This window comes from Lentibacter sp. XHP0401, from assembly GCF_025751535.1.
GTDB lineage: Bacteria > Pseudomonadota > Alphaproteobacteria > Rhodobacterales > Rhodobacteraceae > Lentibacter.
Genome location: NZ_JAOWLC010000016.1, coordinates 1 through 17332 on the forward strand (window position 1 = coordinate 1; position 17332 = coordinate 17332).

15 protein-coding genes are annotated in these 17332 nt (G+C 59.6%); 7 read left to right on the forward strand and 8 right to left on the reverse strand.

The annotated features are described in order from the left end of the window. Positions 1 to 199: 199 nt before the first annotated feature. On the reverse strand, positions 200 to 1066 hold the full coding sequence (locus tag OE750_RS17030) for a branched-chain amino acid aminotransferase (protein ID WP_263765515.1): 867 nt from the start codon (positions 1064 to 1066) through the stop codon (positions 200 to 202). A 155-nt stretch (positions 1067 to 1221) separates the two neighbouring features. Between OE750_RS17030 and OE750_RS17035 the strand changes: the two genes are divergently transcribed. Together OE750_RS17035 and OE750_RS17040 are read left to right on the forward strand one after the other, a co-directional pair. Then, positions 1222 to 1737 carry a MarR family winged helix-turn-helix transcriptional regulator gene (locus tag OE750_RS17035; RefSeq protein WP_263765516.1) on the forward strand — a complete coding sequence of 172 codons (516 nt, stop codon included), beginning with the start codon at positions 1222 to 1224 and terminating at the stop codon, positions 1735 to 1737. Further along, entirely contained in the window at positions 1734 to 2435 is a 702-nt protein-coding gene (locus OE750_RS17040; protein ID WP_263765517.1) for a response regulator, read from the forward strand. The genes OE750_RS17035 and OE750_RS17040 overlap by 4 nt, the downstream gene beginning before the upstream one ends. A gap of 92 nt (positions 2436 to 2527) precedes the next feature. Here OE750_RS17040 and OE750_RS17045 read toward each other — a convergent pair whose 3' ends face one another. Then, the gene (locus OE750_RS17045) at positions 2528 to 4024 is read right to left on the reverse strand and encodes a malonate--CoA ligase (RefSeq protein WP_263765518.1); all 1497 of its coding nucleotides are present in this window, start codon (positions 4022 to 4024) and stop codon (positions 2528 to 2530) included. A 111-nt stretch (positions 4025 to 4135) separates the two neighbouring features. Here OE750_RS17045 and OE750_RS17050 point away from each other — a divergent pair, with 111 nt between their 5' ends. The 3 genes from OE750_RS17050 to OE750_RS17060 are packed head-to-tail and all read left to right on the forward strand — an operon-like array spanning position 4136 to position 7175. Beyond that, on the forward strand, positions 4136 to 5059 hold the full coding sequence (locus tag OE750_RS17050) for a DMT family transporter (RefSeq protein WP_263765519.1): 924 nt from the start codon (positions 4136 to 4138) through the stop codon (positions 5057 to 5059). Between the two features lie 9 nt (positions 5060 to 5068). Next, positions 5069 to 6658: a 5-guanidino-2-oxopentanoate decarboxylase gene (locus OE750_RS17055; RefSeq protein ID WP_263765520.1), complete on the forward strand. Its 1590-nt coding sequence runs from the start codon at positions 5069 to 5071 to the stop codon at positions 6656 to 6658. Positions 6659 to 6668: 10 nt separating this feature from the next. Further along, entirely contained in the window at positions 6669 to 7175 is a 507-nt protein-coding gene (locus OE750_RS17060; protein ID WP_263765521.1) for a 2-dehydro-3-deoxygalactonokinase, read from the forward strand. Here OE750_RS17060 and OE750_RS17065 read toward each other — a convergent pair. From OE750_RS17065 to OE750_RS17075, 3 genes are read right to left on the reverse strand one after another with little or no spacing between them, the layout of a single operon-like run. Further along, positions 7172 to 8134, reverse strand: a complete 963-nt coding sequence (locus tag OE750_RS17065) for a sensor histidine kinase (RefSeq protein ID WP_263765522.1) — start codon at positions 8132 to 8134, stop codon at positions 7172 to 7174. The two genes, OE750_RS17060 and OE750_RS17065, sit on opposite strands and share 4 nt — an antisense overlap. Further along, positions 8119 to 8805 (reverse strand): response regulator transcription factor, encoded by a 687-nt coding sequence (locus tag OE750_RS17070; RefSeq protein ID WP_263765523.1) that lies wholly within the window; start codon positions 8803 to 8805, stop codon positions 8119 to 8121. The genes OE750_RS17065 and OE750_RS17070 overlap by 16 nt, the downstream gene beginning before the upstream one ends. Then, complete coding sequence (locus tag OE750_RS17075) at positions 8790 to 10289, reverse strand: DUF4153 domain-containing protein (protein ID WP_263765524.1); 1500 nt, start codon at positions 10287 to 10289, stop codon at positions 8790 to 8792. Before OE750_RS17075 ends, OE750_RS17070 begins: the two co-directional genes overlap by 16 nt. Before the next feature lie 162 nt (positions 10290 to 10451). Between OE750_RS17075 and deoC the strand changes: the two genes are divergently transcribed. Next, positions 10452 to 11441: a deoxyribose-phosphate aldolase gene (gene deoC, locus OE750_RS17080; protein ID WP_263765525.1), complete on the forward strand. Its 990-nt coding sequence runs from the start codon at positions 10452 to 10454 to the stop codon at positions 11439 to 11441. A 4-nt stretch (positions 11442 to 11445) separates the two neighbouring features. Then, positions 11446 to 13794: an aldehyde dehydrogenase family protein gene (locus tag OE750_RS17085; RefSeq protein WP_263765526.1), complete on the forward strand. Its 2349-nt coding sequence runs from the start codon at positions 11446 to 11448 to the stop codon at positions 13792 to 13794. A 252-nt stretch (positions 13795 to 14046) separates the two neighbouring features. Here OE750_RS17085 and OE750_RS17090 read toward each other — a convergent pair whose 3' ends face one another. The 3 genes from OE750_RS17090 to OE750_RS17100 form a co-directional block, all read right to left on the reverse strand. Beyond that, positions 14047 to 15345, reverse strand: a complete 1299-nt coding sequence (locus tag OE750_RS17090) for a M16 family metallopeptidase (RefSeq protein ID WP_263765527.1) — start codon at positions 15343 to 15345, stop codon at positions 14047 to 14049. Next, a complete protein-coding gene (locus tag OE750_RS17095; RefSeq protein WP_263765528.1) occupies positions 15342 to 16682 on the reverse strand; it encodes a M16 family metallopeptidase in 1341 nt (446 codons plus the stop codon). Before OE750_RS17095 ends, OE750_RS17090 begins: the two co-directional genes overlap by 4 nt. A gap of 99 nt (positions 16683 to 16781) precedes the next feature. Beyond that, the gene (locus tag OE750_RS17100; RefSeq protein WP_263765529.1) at positions 16782 to 17309 is read right to left on the reverse strand and encodes a DUF3035 domain-containing protein; all 528 of its coding nucleotides are present in this window, start codon (positions 17307 to 17309) and stop codon (positions 16782 to 16784) included. Positions 17310 to 17332: the final 23 nt, after the last annotated feature.

A 17332-nucleotide genomic window follows, 5' to 3' on the forward strand; every position in this document is an offset into this window, starting at 1 on the left:
TTTGCGCGGCTGGCTCCGCCCGAATTTGTGCGCCGCCTTTGGGAACGCTTGCGCGGTTTGTCCCGGGGCTTAAAAAATGGGGTTTCGGTTTTCGTTTTGCAAACCCCGAACCCGCCGGGGGGCTTTGCCCCCCGGACCCCCCAGGATATTTTTAGCAATAAGAAAGGCTTTGGGGGAAGGACCGTTGCTTCGGGGGCTTTTAGCTGCGCACGAGCTTGTCGTAGGCCTCGGCGATTTCGCGGGTGAGTGTGCCCACTTCGAAAGTGTAATCACCGATCTGGCCAACGGGTGTGACCTCGGCAGCCGAGCCTGTGAGCCAGCATTGCTCGAAGCTTGCAAGCTCTTCGGGCATGATGTGGCGCACGTGGACCTTGACCCCGCGTTCTTCCAGCATTTTGATCACGGTCTGGCGGGTGAGGCCATTGAGGATTGCGTCAGGATCGGGTGTGTGGACCTCGCCGTCTTTGACGAAGAAAATGTTGGCTCCTGTCGCCTCTGCCACATAGCCGCGGTAATCCATAAAGAGCGCATCGGAGCAGCCCTTGGCCTCGGCGGCGTGTTTGGACATGGTGCAGATCATGTAGAGGCCTGCGGCCTTGGCGGCTGTCGGGATTGTCTCGGGCGAGGGGCGCTTCCATTTGGCGATGTCGAGCTTGGCGCCTTTGAATTTGGCATCGCCGTAATAGCTGCCCCATTCCCATGCGGCCACCGCCATGCGCACAGGGTTGCGTGAACTTGCAACACCCATATCTTCGCCGGCACCACGCCATGCAACCACGCGAACATAAGCATCGGTGAGGCCGTTGGCATCAAGCACTTCACGTTTGGCCGCTTCGATTTGATCCACTGTGTAGGGGATCGGCATGTCGAGCAGATTGCCCGAGTTGAGCAGGCGTTCGGAGTGTTTGCGGCTGAGGAAAACCTTGCCGTTGTAGCAGCGCTCGCCTTCAAAGACAGAGCTGGCATAGTGAAGGGCATGGGTTAGAATGTGGACATTGGCATCGCGCCAGTCGACGAGTTTGCCGTCCATCCAGATTTTGCCGTCACGGTCATCATAGCTTGACATAGTGGTCTCCTCCGCATGCCATTTTGTAATATTGCGCAAACAACGTCCGAAACGGACATAAAGTTGCGTAAAAACTGAGAATCGCTACCAGTTGCGTCTTGGAATGTCAATAAAGCTGACATAAAACTGTTGGACGAACTGAGGGAGGCAATTTTATGAGTGAGCCAGTCAGCGGCGAGAGCCTGTTGTTTTTGACAGACGAGCAGTTGCAGCAGGGTATCGAAGGTATGTTCTTTGCCTATCGCGGTTTCACCGCCGACCCGGACCGCATTCTGGAAGAGCTGAACCGTGAGCGTGACACGAGCTATGGCCGTGCGCATCACCGCGCTGTGCATTTCATTGGCCGTGCGCCCGGAACGACTGTGAAGAACCTGCTGGAAATTCTTGGTGTGACGAAGCAGTCACTTAACCGTGTCTTGCGCACCTTGATGGAGGATGGCCTTGTGGAAGGCAAGGTTGGCGGGAGCGATCGCCGCGAGCGCCACTTGTTTCTGACGGAAGAGGGGCGCACACTGGAGCGTCAGCTCTCGGAGGTGCAACGGGCGCGGATGCGGGACGCTTACCGCGCGGCGGGGCCGGAGGCTGTGCGCGGTTTCAGGCAGGTTCTGGAAGCGATGATGGAGAAGGAGTTGCGCCGCAAATACGGTGCGCTGAGGGACAAGAGCGAATGAGTGAAGTAGACGCGCATCTTTTGATTGTAGACGATGACGAGCGGATCAGAACGCTTTTGCAGAAGTTTCTGATGCGGGCGGGTTTTCTTGTTTCGGGAGCGCGGGACGCGGCGCATGCGCGGCGGCTTATGGCGGGGCTCGACTTTGATCTCATCGTTCTGGATGTGATGATGCCCGGTGAGACCGGAATTGACCTGACGCGTGCTGTGCGGGAAACCTCGCAAGTGCCGATATTGCTTTTGACCGCCAAGGGCGAGACGGAAGACCGTATTATCGGGCTTGAGGCAGGCGCGGATGACTATCTTTCCAAGCCGTTCGAGCCGAAGGAGCTTTTGCTGCGGATCAACGCGATTTTGCGGCGCATGCCTGAAGTTGTGGTTGAGGCTGTGCGCCCCAAGGTGCTTGGGCTGGGCGGGTATCAGTATGATATTGAGCGGGGAGAGCTTTGGGAGGGGGACGCGCTTGTCAGGCTGACCGCGACGGAAAACCAGCTGATGAAGATTTTTGCGGCCTCAGTGGGTGAGGCCATCAGCCGTGTGACGCTTGTTGAGGAACTGGGCCGTGACCACGGGCAGGCGCAGGAACGCGCGATTGATGTGCAGATCACAAGGCTGCGCCGCAAGATTGAGCGCGATCCGAAGCAGCCGCGCTATTTGCAGACGGTGCGCGGGGCCGGGTATATGCTGGCGCCTGACTAGGGTTCGAATTGCGCTTCGCGCAATCCGACCGGCTGGGGGCGCTGCCCCCAGACCCCCGAGGTATTTTTGAACAGAAGAAGAGCTGCGGGCGTTCAGGTGAAGAGGTTGGCGTAGGCTTCGCGGAGGGCCTTTTTCTGAACCTTGCCCATAGTGTTGCGGGGCAATTCGGGCAGAAGCAGGATATGCTTTGGCTGTTTGAACTTCGCGAGTTTTTCGGTTGTGACCGCTTGGACAGCTTCGGTTGTGAGGGCCTTGTCTGACGGAACAACCACGGCAACGACGCCTTCGCCGAAATCGGGATGTGGCACGCCGATGACGGCGCTTTCGAGGACGCCATCGATATCATCAATCAGGCTTTCGAGCTCTTTCGGGTAGACGTTGAAGCCGCCTGTGATGATCAGATCTTTGCCGCGACCGACGATGCTGATGTAGCCGTGGTCATCAATTATGCCGAGATCTCCGGTGATGAACCAACCATCTGCGCGCAACTCTTCGGCTGTTTTTTCGGGCATTTGCCAGTAGCCCTTGAAGACATTGGGGCCGCGCACTTCAATTGTGCCGATTTCGCCTTGAGCAACTTCGCCGTCACTGTCCATGATGCGTAATTCAACGTCGGGCAGAGGCAGGCCGACCGTTCCGGGACGGCGCGCGCCCGAGTATGGGTTTGAGGTGTTCATGTTGGTTTCGGTCATGCCGTAACGCTCAAGGATGGTGTGGCCGGTGCGGGCCTGCCACTGCTCATGGGTATCGACCAGCATGGGGGCGGAGCCTGACACGAACAGGCGCATGTTGGCGCAGAGTTCGGGGGTGAGGCGCGGATCTTGCAAGAGGCGGGTGTAGAACGTGGGCACGCCCATAAGCACAGTGGCGCGGTGCAGGGCTGCGATGATGCTTTCTGGTGAGAAGTTTTGCAGGAAATGCAGAGTTGCGCCCGACACGAGGGCGATATTGGTGGCCACAAAGAGACCGTGGGTGTGAAAGATCGGCAGCGCGTGAATGAGCACGTCCTGATCGGTGAATTGCCAGTAACCTTGCAGGCTTTCGGCGTTTGAAAAGAGATTGCCGTGGCTCAGCATCGCACCTTTGGAGCGGCCTGTTGTGCCGGAGGTGTACAGGATTGCTGCGAGGTCGTCGGCGTTGCGGGGCACCGGAGTGATGACCGCATCTGACAGTGCGCCTGTGAGGGAGCCTTTGCCGTTGGCAGCGAGGGTGAAGACATGCGCCTTGCCGGCGAGTGGGGTGATTTCGGCTTCGCGCGCAGGGTCGCAGACCACAATGCCTGGCGAGGCATCGGTGAGGAAATAGGAAAGCTCGCTTGCCGTGTAAGCTGTGTTGAGAGGCAGAAAGATACCGCCTGCCGCGACTGTGGCGAGGTAAAGCTCGATGGCAGTGAGAGATTTTTCGACCTGAACGGCCACACGATCGCCCGGCGTGAGGCCTGCTTCGGTGAGCACGGCGGCAAGGTGCAGGGCGTTTTGCAGTGTTTCGCCATAGCTTTGCGAAGGCTGAGAGGGCTGCTCGGCAAAGGGCTTGTCGGGGTGGGCTTCGGCATAGGCGGTGAGCCGCGAGAAAAGGTAGTTGTCTGTCATGGGAACCCTCGAAATTGCTGCGTGATGGTGCTGTTTTGGGCGCTTGGGCGCAAGAGGGGAATTGACCTTCGCGTGAGGGATGCGCAAGGTCGGGCAGGAAAAGGAAACCGCATGAACCCGCTCAAAGGCATCGCTCTCAAGCTTTGTTCAGTTGTCACGTTTATCACCATGGCATCGCTCATCAAGGCGAGTGCGGAACATGTGCCGGCGGGGCAGGCTGTGTTCTTTCGCTCGGTCTTTGCCTTGCCTGTTATTCTGGCCTGGTTGGTCATGCGGGGCGATTTGCGCACCGGGTTGAAGGCAGCTTCGCCCATGGGGCATTTCTGGCGCGGATTTGTCGGCACGGCGGCTATGGGTCTTGGTTTTGCGGGGCTGGGGTTGCTTCCTCTGCCCGAGGTGACGGCGATCGGCTATGCCGCGCCTTTGCTTACGGTTATTCTGGCGGCGATGTTTCTGGGCGAGCAGGTGCGTGTCTTCCGGCTTGCCGCAGTTGCGCTCGGGATGTTTGGTGTATTGATTATTTTAGGCCCGAGACTGAGCGCATTTTCGGGTGATACCGTTGAAAAAACAGCCGCACTTGGCGCGATGCTTGTGCTGACGGGTGCGCTGTGTGCGGCTTTGGCGCAGATATACATTCGTAAGCTGGTGGCGACAGAGCAGACCTCGGCGATCGTGTTTTATTTCTCGGTGACCTCGGCGTTTCTCTCGCTGCTCACTTTGCCATTCGGCTGGGTGATCCCGTCAGGGCAGGAGGCTGTGCTTTTGATTATGGCCGGGTTGCTGGGCGGGTTGGGGCAGATATTCCTCACTTCGGCCTACCGTTTTGCGCCTGCTTCTGTCGTTGCGCCGTTTGACTATGCCTCGATGCTGTTTGCGATTCTTATCGGCATGTTCTTTTTCAATGAAATTCCCGATGCGCGCACCATTGGCGGTGCTGCTCTTATCATTCTGGCGGGAGTGATCATCATCTTGCGTGAACACCGGCTTGGAATTGAGCGCGGCCGCGCGCGGCGCGGAATGACACCACAGGGTTAGGAGGCACAAATGCCAACAGTTGGAGAAGCGCTGGTTGCGCGACTTAAGGCTCATGGGGTGAGCCATGTTTTTGGTATCCCCGGCGTACATACGGTTGAGCTGTATCGAGGGCTGGCAAGCTCCGGCATTGCGCATATTACGCCGCGCCATGAGCAGGGCGCAGGGTTTATGGCTGATGGCTATGCGCGGGCCTCGGGTAAGCCGGGGGTGGCGTTTGTGATTACCGGGCCGGGGCTGACAAACACGCTGACACCGATGGCGCAGGCGCGTGCCGATAGTGTGCCCATGCTTGTCGTTTCGGGTGTGAACAAGACCCATACTTTGGGAAAAGGTCTTGGCTGCTTGCATGAACTTCCCGACCAGTTGGCCATGTCAAGAACAGTCTCTATTAAAGCGGAACAGGTGGAGAATTCCGAGAGCCTGATACCCGCGATTGACGCAGCTTTCGAGGGGATGGCTGCTGAACGCGGCGGGCCGTATCATATCGAAATTCCGATTGATGTGGCCAGGCACGAGCACAGCAAAGTGGGTAAAGCGCCTGAGTTGCCTGAGCCGATGGCTGCAGAGGCAGGCCAGATTGCAAAGCTGGCCGAGGCGCTGATGAGTGCGCAGAAAGTGGTTGTTCTGGCAGGTGGCGGAGCCAAACGGGCCGAGGACATGTTGGGCCAGCTTGCCGAGAAGCTGGACGCGCCTGTGGTGCTGACGGTGAATGCCAGAGGCATGATGCACAGGCATCCGCTGGGTATTCCTGCGAGCCCGAGCCTGAACGCCGTGCGCGCCGTGATTGCGGAGGCCGATATGGTGCTGGCCGTTGGCACAGAGTTTGGCCCGACGGATTATGACATGTATGCGCTGGGCAATATGCCCGAGATGAAGCGCCTCGCGCGGATTGATATTTGCGCAGAGCAACTGGCGCGGCATGAGGCCGAGATGACCCTGAAGGCCGATGCGGGCGCGGCGCTTGCGGCGCTCTTGGATGCTGTGAGCGACAAGCCGATTGCGGACGGCGCCGAACGCGCAGAACTTGCGCGCAAGGCGGCCTGGGCCGAATTGAGCGATGACTACCGTCTGATGTGTGGCCTGCTTGATGTGATCCGGGATGCGCGCCCCGGGAGCCTGATTGTGGGCGATAGCACGCAACCGATTTATGCGGGCAATCTCTATTACGATCACGACATGGCTGGTGGCTGGTTCAATGCAGCCACGGGTTTTGGCGCACTGGGCTATGGGATTCCTGCGGGGATTGGCGCACAGTTTGCGCAGCCTGATCGTTCCGTGGTTGTGATTGCGGGTGATGGCGGCGCGCAATTTACGCTGCCCGAGCTTATGACCGCCGCGCAGGAAAACCTGCCGATCACGTTTATCATCTGGAACAATGGAGGATATGGCGAGATCGAACTGACGATGGAAAACGCGGATATTGATGTTGTCGGATGTGATCCGAAACCGCCTTTGTTCGGGCATGTGGCGGCAAGTTGCGGCATGCCTTACACGAAAGTTGCGGCAGAGCCTGAAGCGTTGCGCGAGGCACTTATGCCCAAGGCGGGGCAAAGCGGGCCTGTAATGATCGAGATCGACGCGCCGTTTATTGCAAGCTAAGGAGGCGATTTTGGCCAAGTTAGAGACTGTTCCTGCGAAGGCTGTGCCTGAAAACGGGCTCTGGTGTGACCTGCATCAGGAGCGCCCGCGCGGGCTGCTTCCTATGGAGGAGCGCAAGCGCGTTGCGGCCTATTTGAAGGCGCTGCCCGAGTGGGGCGGAGTGGTCCTGATTGTGGGTGATGTGAGCCATTGGGTGCAGATTTCTGCAGGTGAGATTGTAAGCTTTCAATCGTTTCTCACGGGGCGTCTGGCGCAGGCTTTGGGCGTGGAAGGTGCGCCTGATGATGCGGCCGTGGCCGATGTGATGAGCCAGCCGGAGCGGTTGGCGGGGCTGTTGCGCAGCGCCGAGATTGCGGGCGAAAGCGGTGCAGCTCTTGGCGCTTTGATTGGAGCAGAGCTTGCCGCAACGCGGGCCTTTTGGCTGGGCGCTGATGTGCGCTTGATGGGTGAAGGCGCTTTGGCGGATGGTTATGAAGCAGCTTTGCGCGCGCAGGCGGCCTGGGTGACGCGGGTTTAGAAAACAATCTGGAATTTGGCGCCTGCCGCGGACGGTAGAAGCGTGATTTCTGCGCCGTTGGCCTCGAGCATGGCGCGGGTGATGGCGAGGCCCATGCCTGTGCCGCCAGTGTTTCGGCGGGTTGTGAAAAACGGATCAAAGATGCGGGCGCGGTCGCCTCCGGCGATGCCTTTGCCGTTGTCAGCGATTGTGAGGGTGCTGTCTTTCGCCGAAAGGTGAAGTTCTGTCGCGCCATGGCTGGCCGCATTCTGGGCGAGCTGTTCGAGCACAGCGGTGAGGCCAGTGGCGTCAAACGGGAGCGGCTCGTTTTCGTGCAGGGTGACTTTAAGCGTTTCGGGGATACCTCCCAACACATCAGGCAAGCTTGTTGGCCCTCGTCCGTAGGGCGCGCGGGCAGCAGCGAGGGCGCGCAGGCTGTTGAGCAGGCTCTGCATCCGTTGCGACGACGTGTGGATCGAGGCGAGGAGCTGTGCGCGATCGTCGGCATCATCTACGCCGGCTTCGAGCAGTTCGGCGGCGGCGGTGATGCTTGTCAGGGGCGATTTCAGCTCATGGGTGACATGATCGGAATAGGCACGGATGCCTGCCTCGCGGTTTTGCAGAGACTTGGCCATATCATCGACCGAGGCGGCAAGCGCGGTGAATTCCGGTGTGCCGAAGTGCGGTGGGAGGGGGGCATCAGACTGCCCTGCCTTCACCGCCTTGGCATAGGCCGTGAGGGCATAGACAGGGCGCAGCACCAGCCGCCAGAGAAGCCATGCGAGAAGTGCGGTTGACAGGAAAGCCAGCCAGCCGATGAGCCAGGTGGTTTCTCCCCAGCCGAGGATGTTGCCTGCGAGCTTGAAGTAGCCAATGCCAAGGAGCGGCAGGCAGAGCACGGCGGCAAGTGTGCCGCCGATGACGAGCGCGAGGGGCGGACGCCACTTCTGGATGATGCGCTGCCTTACGCCCCCTGACATGGGCCCATCCTGACGCCGACGCCATGCACCGTCTCGATTGCGTCTGTTGCTCCGTTTTCGGCCAGCTTTGCGCGCAGGTTGCGCAGGTGGCTATCGACTGTGCGGTCAGACACATGGATGGTCGGGCCGTAGACGGCATCGGAGATTTGAACGCGGGAATAGACATTATCGGGCCGCGCCATGAGGAATGATAGAAGCGCCATTTCACGCTGGGTGAGAGACAGATCTTGCGTTTTGAAGCGGCAGAGGTGCTTGGCCGCGTCGACTTGCAACAGGCCGCGTATGAGAGGGCCGTGGGCACTGCTGTTGCCGCCGCTGCGTTTGAGGATGGCGCGCAGGCGGGCAGTGAGCTCGCGCGGGGAAAAGGGCTTTGTCACGTAATCGTCACCACCAATTTCGAGGCCGATGATTTTGTCGATCTCGTCATCTCGCGCGGTGAGGAAAAGCACGGGTGTTTCCTTCTCCGCACGCAGGCGGCGGCAGAGCTCTATACCGTCCATCGCGGGGAGGCCAATGTCGAGGATGATGAGATCGTCCTGACCGTTGAGAGCTTTGGCCAAGCCCTCCGCTCCGTCGCCTGCTTCGCGCACGGTATGGCCCGCTTGCTTGAGCGTGATGCGCAGGACATCGCGGATCTGCGGATCATCGTCGATGATCAGTATGTTGGCCATGTGGTGGCCTCCTCGGACTTTGACAGTGTTGCTAGGCTAGCTTGCAAGCGGAAGTCCCGAAAGCCCCATTCGCGCCAGTCTGTAATTTCGTGCGCTTCGGGTTTGTAGCTGTAGCAGAGACGATGTCCGCGTGCTTTCTCAAAGGCGATGATCGCGGGAAGGGCATGGGGGCCGAGCGCGCAGACATAAACGGGATCAAGCACCACTTCCTTGCCCAGATTGTGCCGCGCGATTGTAGCGGAGAAGCTTATGAGGCTGGCGATATAGAGCGCGGCGAGGCCGAGAAGCGCGGCGCGGCCAAGGAGCCAGCCGGCAGGCTTGTTGCGCAGGGTCTGATAGATAACCAACGCGAGGCCGAGGGCGACGACGATCATCCAGATTGCGGCGGCCATGCGCAGGTGGGTGAGGCCGTATTGGGCAACGTAGAGTTCAAGCCGCAGGAGGGAAGAGAGCACGAGAAAAACGTTCTGCGCGACCCATGCAAGCAACGCGATGCGCAAGCCTTGGCTGCCTTCGGTGAAGGGGCGGGCAAGGAGTGCAAAGACGCCCGCGAGCAGCGCTGTGGCGAGGAGAGGATAAGCGCCGCGGTGTGCGTAGGTGGCATATGTCATCCCATCGGGGAGGGCAACGCCGCCCCAGAGATATGCGATATCTGTAAGGGTTTGCACGGCGAAGAGCGCGTTGAACAGGATGAGAGAGCGGCAAACGGAGCCTGCGTTGAGCATAGCGGGAGCGGCAGGCAGACGAGGGCCGGAGACGCCGAGCTTGAGGCGCTCTTGCATTTGCGGCGCGGTGAGGAACGGCAGCGTGACGATGGCGAGGCCGCACCAGAACAGCAGGCGTGAAACAGCCTCGGGGCTAATCCAGTTGGCGGGAGAAAGGCTGGCAAACCAGCTTTCCATCATCGGGTTGGCTGACAGAAGCAGCGAGGCAAAGACGAGGCCGAAACCGAGCGGCAGAAGCCAGCTTTTGTAAAGGGAGGTAAGCGATGTTTCGGGGCGGTGAGATGTGGCGCGATGTGCTGTTTCTGTAATTTCGGACAGCACAGAGCCTGGCGCACTCAGCACGAAACGCAAGGCAGCTGTGAGCCAGCGGGAGACCCCTTGCCAGCCGCCCAGTGCGATCCAGCTTGCGCCGAGTACGAGGCCGAGGCCGAAGAAGGCGAGCGAGAGCGCCTGCGCCAGCTCGATGAGAGGCAGGGCCAGTAGCGTATAAACCATGAGACCGCCCCAGCCTTTGCAGCCATTGAGGAACCAGAGGGCAAGCAAGACGAGCATCCCGAAAAGAGCGAGCGAGAGGCCCGGCTCAGCCTGCCATGTGAGCGCATCGCCCGCAACGACGAGGGCGAGAAGTGCTATGATGCGGGGAAAAAAAGGTTGATCTGTTGTGCCTGTTTTGGGCGTATTTTCGCGCGGCGGCTCTGACATCCACCAGCCGTCCATCTGGACGGAATTGGGCACGCCGCGGATAAGAAATGTTTTCATTTTACTGTCCTCAAGTTTGTTTGATTGCCCCCTGTATCGGGGGCGCATGTGCAGGGGCTTCGCGGTGTTTGTGCAGTTTTTGCGCAGATAGCATTTTGCGCTCTGTGCTTGCCTTTGGGCCAAGCGCGTGAGACTTTTGAGGAAGGCCAAAGGGGCGATGGGATGAACATGAAAGAGCAAGGACGGGTGGCGCAACTGCCCCAGACAACCGAGCGGCGCAACGAAGGCTCGCCGCTTGATCTGGATTGGGTGGCGCGAGTGCAGGCCAACACATCAGCGATCGAGCGGCGGGCGGGAACGCTGGGTGCGCGACGCTCTGTGAAGAAGGCGCATCAGGCGGCTTGGCTTTTGAAGGCGGTCACCTGCATTGACCTGACCACCCTTGCGGGAGATGACACGGCGGGGCGGGTTGCACGGCTATGTGCCAAGGCGCGCCAGCCTGTGCGCGAGGATATTCTTGAGGCGCTCGGCATGGGGCCGATCACTGTTGGCGCGGTCTGTGTCTACCACGATATGATCGCGCCTGCGGTGGAGGCTCTGGCGGGGTCAGGTATCCCGATTGCTGCTGTGAGCACGGGTTTTCCGGCGGGGCTTTCGCCGTTTCATCTGCGCGTGAAAGAGATTGAAGAGAGCGTGAAAACTGGGGCTAGCGAGATTGATATCGTGATTTCGCGCCGGCATGTTCTGACGCAGAACTGGCAGGCGCTTTACGACGAAATGCGCGCCTTTCGCGCGGCCTGTGGTGACGCGCATGTGAAGGCGATTTTGGCGACTGGCGAGCTTGGAAGCCTGCGCAATGTGGCGCGGGCGAGCCTGATTTGCATGATGGCGGGAGCCGATTTTATCAAGACCTCGACAGGCAAGGAAAGCGTTAACGCGACCCTGCCTGTGAGCCTCGTGATGATCCGCGCGATACGGGAATATGAAGCCGCGACGGGTATTCGCATCGGTTACAAACCCGCAGGCGGGATCAGCAAAGCGAAGGACAGCTTGGTCTACCTGAGCCTGATGAAAGAAGAGCTGGGCGACAGATGGCTTCAGCCTGATCTTTTCCGCTTTGGGGCATCAAGTTTGCTGGGTGATATCGAGCGGCAGTTGGAACATTATGTGACGGGGGCCTACTCGGCCTCATACCGTCATGCGGCGGGGTAAGGCTATGACAGTTAAAGAGATCTTCGAGAGTATGGACTACGGCGAAGCGCCCGAGAGCGCGGCGGAGGCATTTGCCTGGATCACCGATAATGGCGCGCGGTTCGGGCACTTCATCGACGGCGCATTTACCGAGGCGGGAGAGGGCTTTTTGAGCCGCAATCCGGCCAACGGCGAGACGCTGGCAACGTTGACGCAGGCGAGCGTTGCGGATGTGGATATGGCGGTGACTGCGGCGCGCAAGGCGCAGCCGAAATGGGAGAAGCTTGGCGGCCACGGGCGGGCGCGGGTGCTTTATGCGATTACACGATTGCTCCAGAAGCACAGCCGCTTGTTTGCGGTGCTTGAAACCCTCGACAACGGCAAGCCGATCCGTGAGAGCCGCGATATTGATATCCCGCTTGTTCAGCGACATTTTTACTATCATGCGGGCATGGCGCAGTTGATGGAAAGCGAGCTGCCTGACGCCGAGGCGCTGGGCGTTTGCGGGCAGATTATCCCCTGGAACTTCCCCCTTCTGATGCTGGCGTGGAAGGTCGCGCCTGCGCTTGCGATGGGCAATACTGTGGTGTTGAAACCAGCAGAATACACCTCTCTGACCGCGCTTTTGTTTGCCGATATTTGCCGTCAGGCGGGGCTTCCCAAGGGGGTTATCAACATTGTCACGGGCGATGGCGCTGTTGGTGAAATGATCGTAAAGCACAGCGATATCAACAAGATCGCCTTTACCGGCTCGACCGAAGTGGGCCGCAAGATACGCGCGGCTACGGCGGGGAGCGGCAAGGCGCTGACGTTGGAGCTTGGCGGGAAATCTCCCTACATTGTGTTTGACGATGCAGACCTTGATTCAGCCGTGGAAGGGCTGGTTGATGCGATCTGGTTTAACCAAGGGCAGGTTTGCTGCGCTGGCTCACGCCTCTTGGTGCAAGAGGGTATTGCAGAGACGTTTTATGCCAAGCTCAAAGCTCGGATGAACAAGCTGCGGGTCGGCTCGCCTATGGACAAGTCGATTGATGTTGGGGCGATTGTGGACCCTGTGCAGCTGAAATTGATTGAAGGCATGATCGCAGGCAATGATGAAGGAAGTCTTTACGCGGCACCCGTGGAGCTGCCAGCGGAGGGGAGTTTCTATCGACCAACGCTGATCACGGGGCTTTCGCCCTCTTCAAAGTTGATGCAGGAAGAGATTTTCGGGCCTGTTTTGGTGGCCATGACCTTCCGCACGCCAGACGAGGCGGTGAGCCTTGCCAACAACACGCGCTACGGGCTTGCGGCGACGGTGTGGAGCGAGAATTTGAACCTTGCTCTCGACATAGCGCCCAAGCTTGCGGCGGGGGTTGTCTGGGTGAATGCGACCAACCTTTTTGATGCGGCTGCCGGCTTTGGCGGGGTGCGCGAAAGCGGGTTTGGGCGCGAGGGCGGATGGGAAGGCTTGCAGGCCTACACGAAGCCCAAGGGCAAGCTGAAAACGCTGTCCAAAGTCGAGCCGAATGCGGGCAAAGGCGGGCTGGAAAGCGGCGTGCTCGACCGCACCGAAAAGCTCTATATCGGCGGCAAGCAGGTGCGGCCTGATGGCGGCTATAGCCGCGAGATTTTTGCGAAAAACGGCAAGCTTGTATCGCAAGCGCCGATAGCGGGCCGAAAGGATATCCGCAACGCTGTCGAGGCCGCGCGCGGGGCGGCTGGCTGGAGCAAAACCACGGGGGCTTTGCGCGCGCAGATCCTTTATTATATGGCCGAAAACCTTGAAGCGCGCGGCGCGGAATTTGCCCGCCGTATTGACGCGATGAAGGGCGGAAAGAGCGGCGCTAAGGAAGTTGAGACCTCTGTGAAACGGCTGTTTTCCTATGCCGCTTGGGCGGATAAATATGACGGTGCGGTCAAGGGTGTTCCGATCCGCGGGGTGGCGCTGGCGATGCGTGAGCCGATAGGTGTTTTGGGCGCGTTTTGTGATGATGCGCACCCGCTTTTGGGGCTTGTCTCGGTGATGGGGCCAGCGCTTGCGATGGGCAACAGATGTGTGCTTGTGGCGAGTGAGGCCTACCCGCTGGAGGCGCTGGATATGACGCAGATTCTGGAGACATCCGATGTGCCTGCGGGGGTTGTAAACCTGCTGACAGGGAGACACGGCGAACTGGCCAAGCCGCTGGCGAGCCACATGGATGTGGATGCTGTCTGGAGCTTTTCATCGAGCGATATTTCTGCCGGAATCGAGGCGGAAAGTGGCACGAATTTGAAGCGCACATGGGTTAATAACGGCTATGCGCGCGACTGGTTTGGTGCCAGTGGTGAGGGCCGGGAATTCCTTGCTCAGGCGACGGATGTGAAGACCATTTGGGTGCCTTACGGGGAGTGAGGGAAGCGGTGGATTAACTTCCACGCCACACAGCGTTCAGCTTGGTTAACGGCGCTGGAAACGGCTCATTCCAGGGGGGTGATATGCGTGCACATGCCGTGCACCATGCGTGCACCGCGAAATCGGAAACGTATTAACGCGAGTTAAGTTAATGCGGCGTGCGGGAGGCTTGCCGCCGCCAACGCGACGCAGTTTGGCCTGCGGTGCGCTTGGATATTTACAGCAATAAGAAAGAGCGGGGTGGGCTGCGCCTCAGAGGCCTTCGGGCTGGCCGACGACTGTGAAGCTGAGAAGCTCCGGCTTGAGATATTCGCGGGCGACGCGATTGACTTGCTCCAGCGTTACCGCATTCACACGGTCATTTCGGGTGGCGATGTAATCGGTCCCCATGCCTTGCATTTGCATGCCGACAAGGATGTTGGCGATCGGGCCGTTGCCATCAAACCGCAGAGGATAGGCGCCTGTGAGGTAGCGCTTGGCGTCTTCCAGTTCTGTTTCAGTGACGCCTTCGCTCTGCATCCGTGCCCACTCGGCTTTTATCACTTCCATGGCCTCACCGACGCGGTTGTTGGCGGACTGAACCGAGCCGAGCCAGACATCTGCGCCGTCTTTATCGACAAGGTAGGAGTAAACCCCGTAGGTGAGGCCGCGCTTTTCGCGGACCTCTTGCATGAGGCGGCTTTCAAACCCGCCGCCACCGAGGACGACATTGAGCAGGTAGGCGGCGAAATAATCGGGGTGATCAAACGGGACGCCGGGCTGGCCGAACATAGCGACGGACTGGGGTGTCTCGAAGGGAATGATGACTGTTTCGCCGTCAAACGCGGGTGTGGCATCGGCGGGCAGGGGCGCGCCTGTGTCGGGGATACCGGCGAGCAGCGCATCAAGGATCGGGCCGAGTTCGTCGCGGGAAATATCGCCGACGACGCCTATATAGAGCCTGTCTTTGGCCACAGTTGCTTTGAAGGCGGCGAGAAGATCATCGCGCGTGAGAGCGGAGACTGTCTCGATGCTGCCGCTTTTGTCGGAGCCGTAGGGGTGGCTTCCATAAATGCGTGCATCGAAGGCTTGCCCTGCGATTGAGCTTGGGTCTTTTTCATCGGAGCGGATGCCCGAGATGACTTGTGCACGGACGCGCTCGATGGCGTCTTGATCAAAGCGGGGGCTGGTGAGGGATTGGCGCAGAAGCTCCAGTGCCTCGGCGCGGTTTTCGGAGAGGAATTTGGCGGAGACTGTGAGGGTATCGTCATAGACGGAATAGGAGAAGGAGGCGGCGAGGGCATCGCGGGCCTTGGCAAATTCGCGGGCGTCAAGATCGCCCGCGCCCTCTTCGATGAGGCCTGTCATAAGGTTGATTGCGCCGCGCTTTTCGGGCGTATCAAGCGATGCACCGCCTTTGAAGCGCAGTTCAAGCGCGACGAAGGGGATGCTGTTTTCCTCGACATGCCAGACGGTGAGGCCACCCTCGGTTTTGAACGCGTCGATGGTGACTTCGGCCATGACGGGGAGGGCGAGGGCAATGCTGAAACAGGCGGCGAGAAAAGCTCTCATGATGCGTCTTCTTTCTCTTTCATCAGATAGCCTGTGACGGCGCGATCAAGGTTGAACACCGATTTGGCGGCGGCGATGATTTCATCGGGTGTGATGGACTGAAGCACCTCGGGCCACTCCTGCACATCGGCCACGGTGAGGCCGCTGGCGAGCGCGCTGCCGTAGACATTGGCAAGATTGCCGACATCGTCACGGGCATAGATTTGCGAGGCGCGAATTTGCATCTTGATGCGTTCCAGCGCTTCCATGTCGATGGGTTTTGCGACGAAATCCGCGATGGCTTTGTCCATATCGGCCTCGGCCTCGGGGAGGGTGACGCCATCGGCGGGAACGACGATGACTGTGAAGCTTGTGTCATCGAGTGATTCGCCATCGTAGAAGGCGGCGGTATAGACGGCTTTTCGGGTTTCGAACTGGAGCTGTTCGGCGAGGTAGCTTGTGCTTCCACCGCCGAGGAGTTCGGCGAGCAGGGTGAGGGCCGCGGCCTCGCGTTGTGCGCCTGCGTCGCGCTCGGGGGCGAGGTAACTGCGGCTTACATAGGGCTGGGCAACGCGGGCATCGCGGAAGATGAGGCGGCGCTCGGCGGTTTGGGGCGGCTCGGAGGGGCGCGCGCGCTCGGAGAGCTCGGGGTTAGGCTCTAACACACCGTAATATTGATCGGCCAGGGCCTTCACGTCATCTGGCTTCACATCGCCAGCGACCACGAGGATCGCGTTATTCGGGGCGTAGAAGCGTTTATAAAAGGCCAGCGCTGCGTCAAGATCGAGGGTGACCATTTCGTGACGCCAGCCGATAACGGGGATACCGTAGCGGTGGTTGAGATATTGCGCGGCGTTCTTTTGCTCGCGGAAGAGTGCGCCGGGGCTGTTCTCGGTGCGTTGGTTGCGCTCTTCGATGATGACTTCGCGTTCGGTGAGAATGTCTTCTTCAGACAGGCGGACGTTGACCATGCGGTCGCTTTCAAGCCGCATCATCAGCTCGAGCCTGTCTGCGGCGACGCGCTGAAAGTAGGCTGTGTAATCGTAGCTGGTGAAGGCGTTGTCGGTTCCGCCGTTGCGCGCGACTGTTGCGGAAAGTTCACCCGGCGCCAGCGTATCGGTGCCTTTGAAAAGCAGGTGCTCAAGGAAATGTGCGACACCCGAGGTTCCGGGCCATTCATCGGCGGAGCCGGCGCGATACCAGACCATATGGGTGACGACGGGGGCGCGGTCATCCTCGATGACCACAACATCCATGCCATTGTCGAGCGTGAAGGTTGTGACGGCGTCTTTTAGCTCGGCCTGTGCAGGCAGGGCGAGTGCGAGGCTTGCGGCAACGGTCAGAAAGAGGGCGCGCATCGGATCACTCCTTGAGAAATGTTAGGATAAACATAGGGCTGCGCACGCGGGCATCAAGCGCGCGTGTGCGCGCTAACGCAGATGTGACAGAGAAAAGGATCACTCGCCGCGGGGCGGGGCCGCAGGTGTGCGCACGCCTGTGCGACGGTATTTATACCATGCGTCATAAGCATTAAGCGTTTGGCGTTTGTAGGCCTGCGCATAGCGGTCGGTTTTGACGATGCGGATTTTGGTGAAGCGTGACTTGCGCGTGCGGAAGGCTTCATCTTCGGCGGCGAGTGTGCCGCGAATGTTGGAGGAGCCGCCGTTGCGTGAGGCGTGGTTGACCAAGGCAGAATCGGACGCAGGCACGCCTTGCGGTGTCAGGCTTGCTGCGTTTCCGCCGAGCGCCGCGATTCCTTCACCTTTGGGGTTGCGATCGGTCAGGCTGGCCTGACCCGGCGTTGGCGCGGGTAATGTGCTGTAATCAGTAGGAGCTTCAAGAGCTTTGCCGGGCAAGATGCTGAACTCGTCCGGCCCTTCATTTGGTTTGTCGAGGGCGCGCATCGAGATATCGCGACCATCGCCGGAACAGGCGGACAGGCCGATTGAAGCGACCAGAATGAACAAAAGATGTGGCACGCGCATTATGCACCCCCAATTAAGTTGGC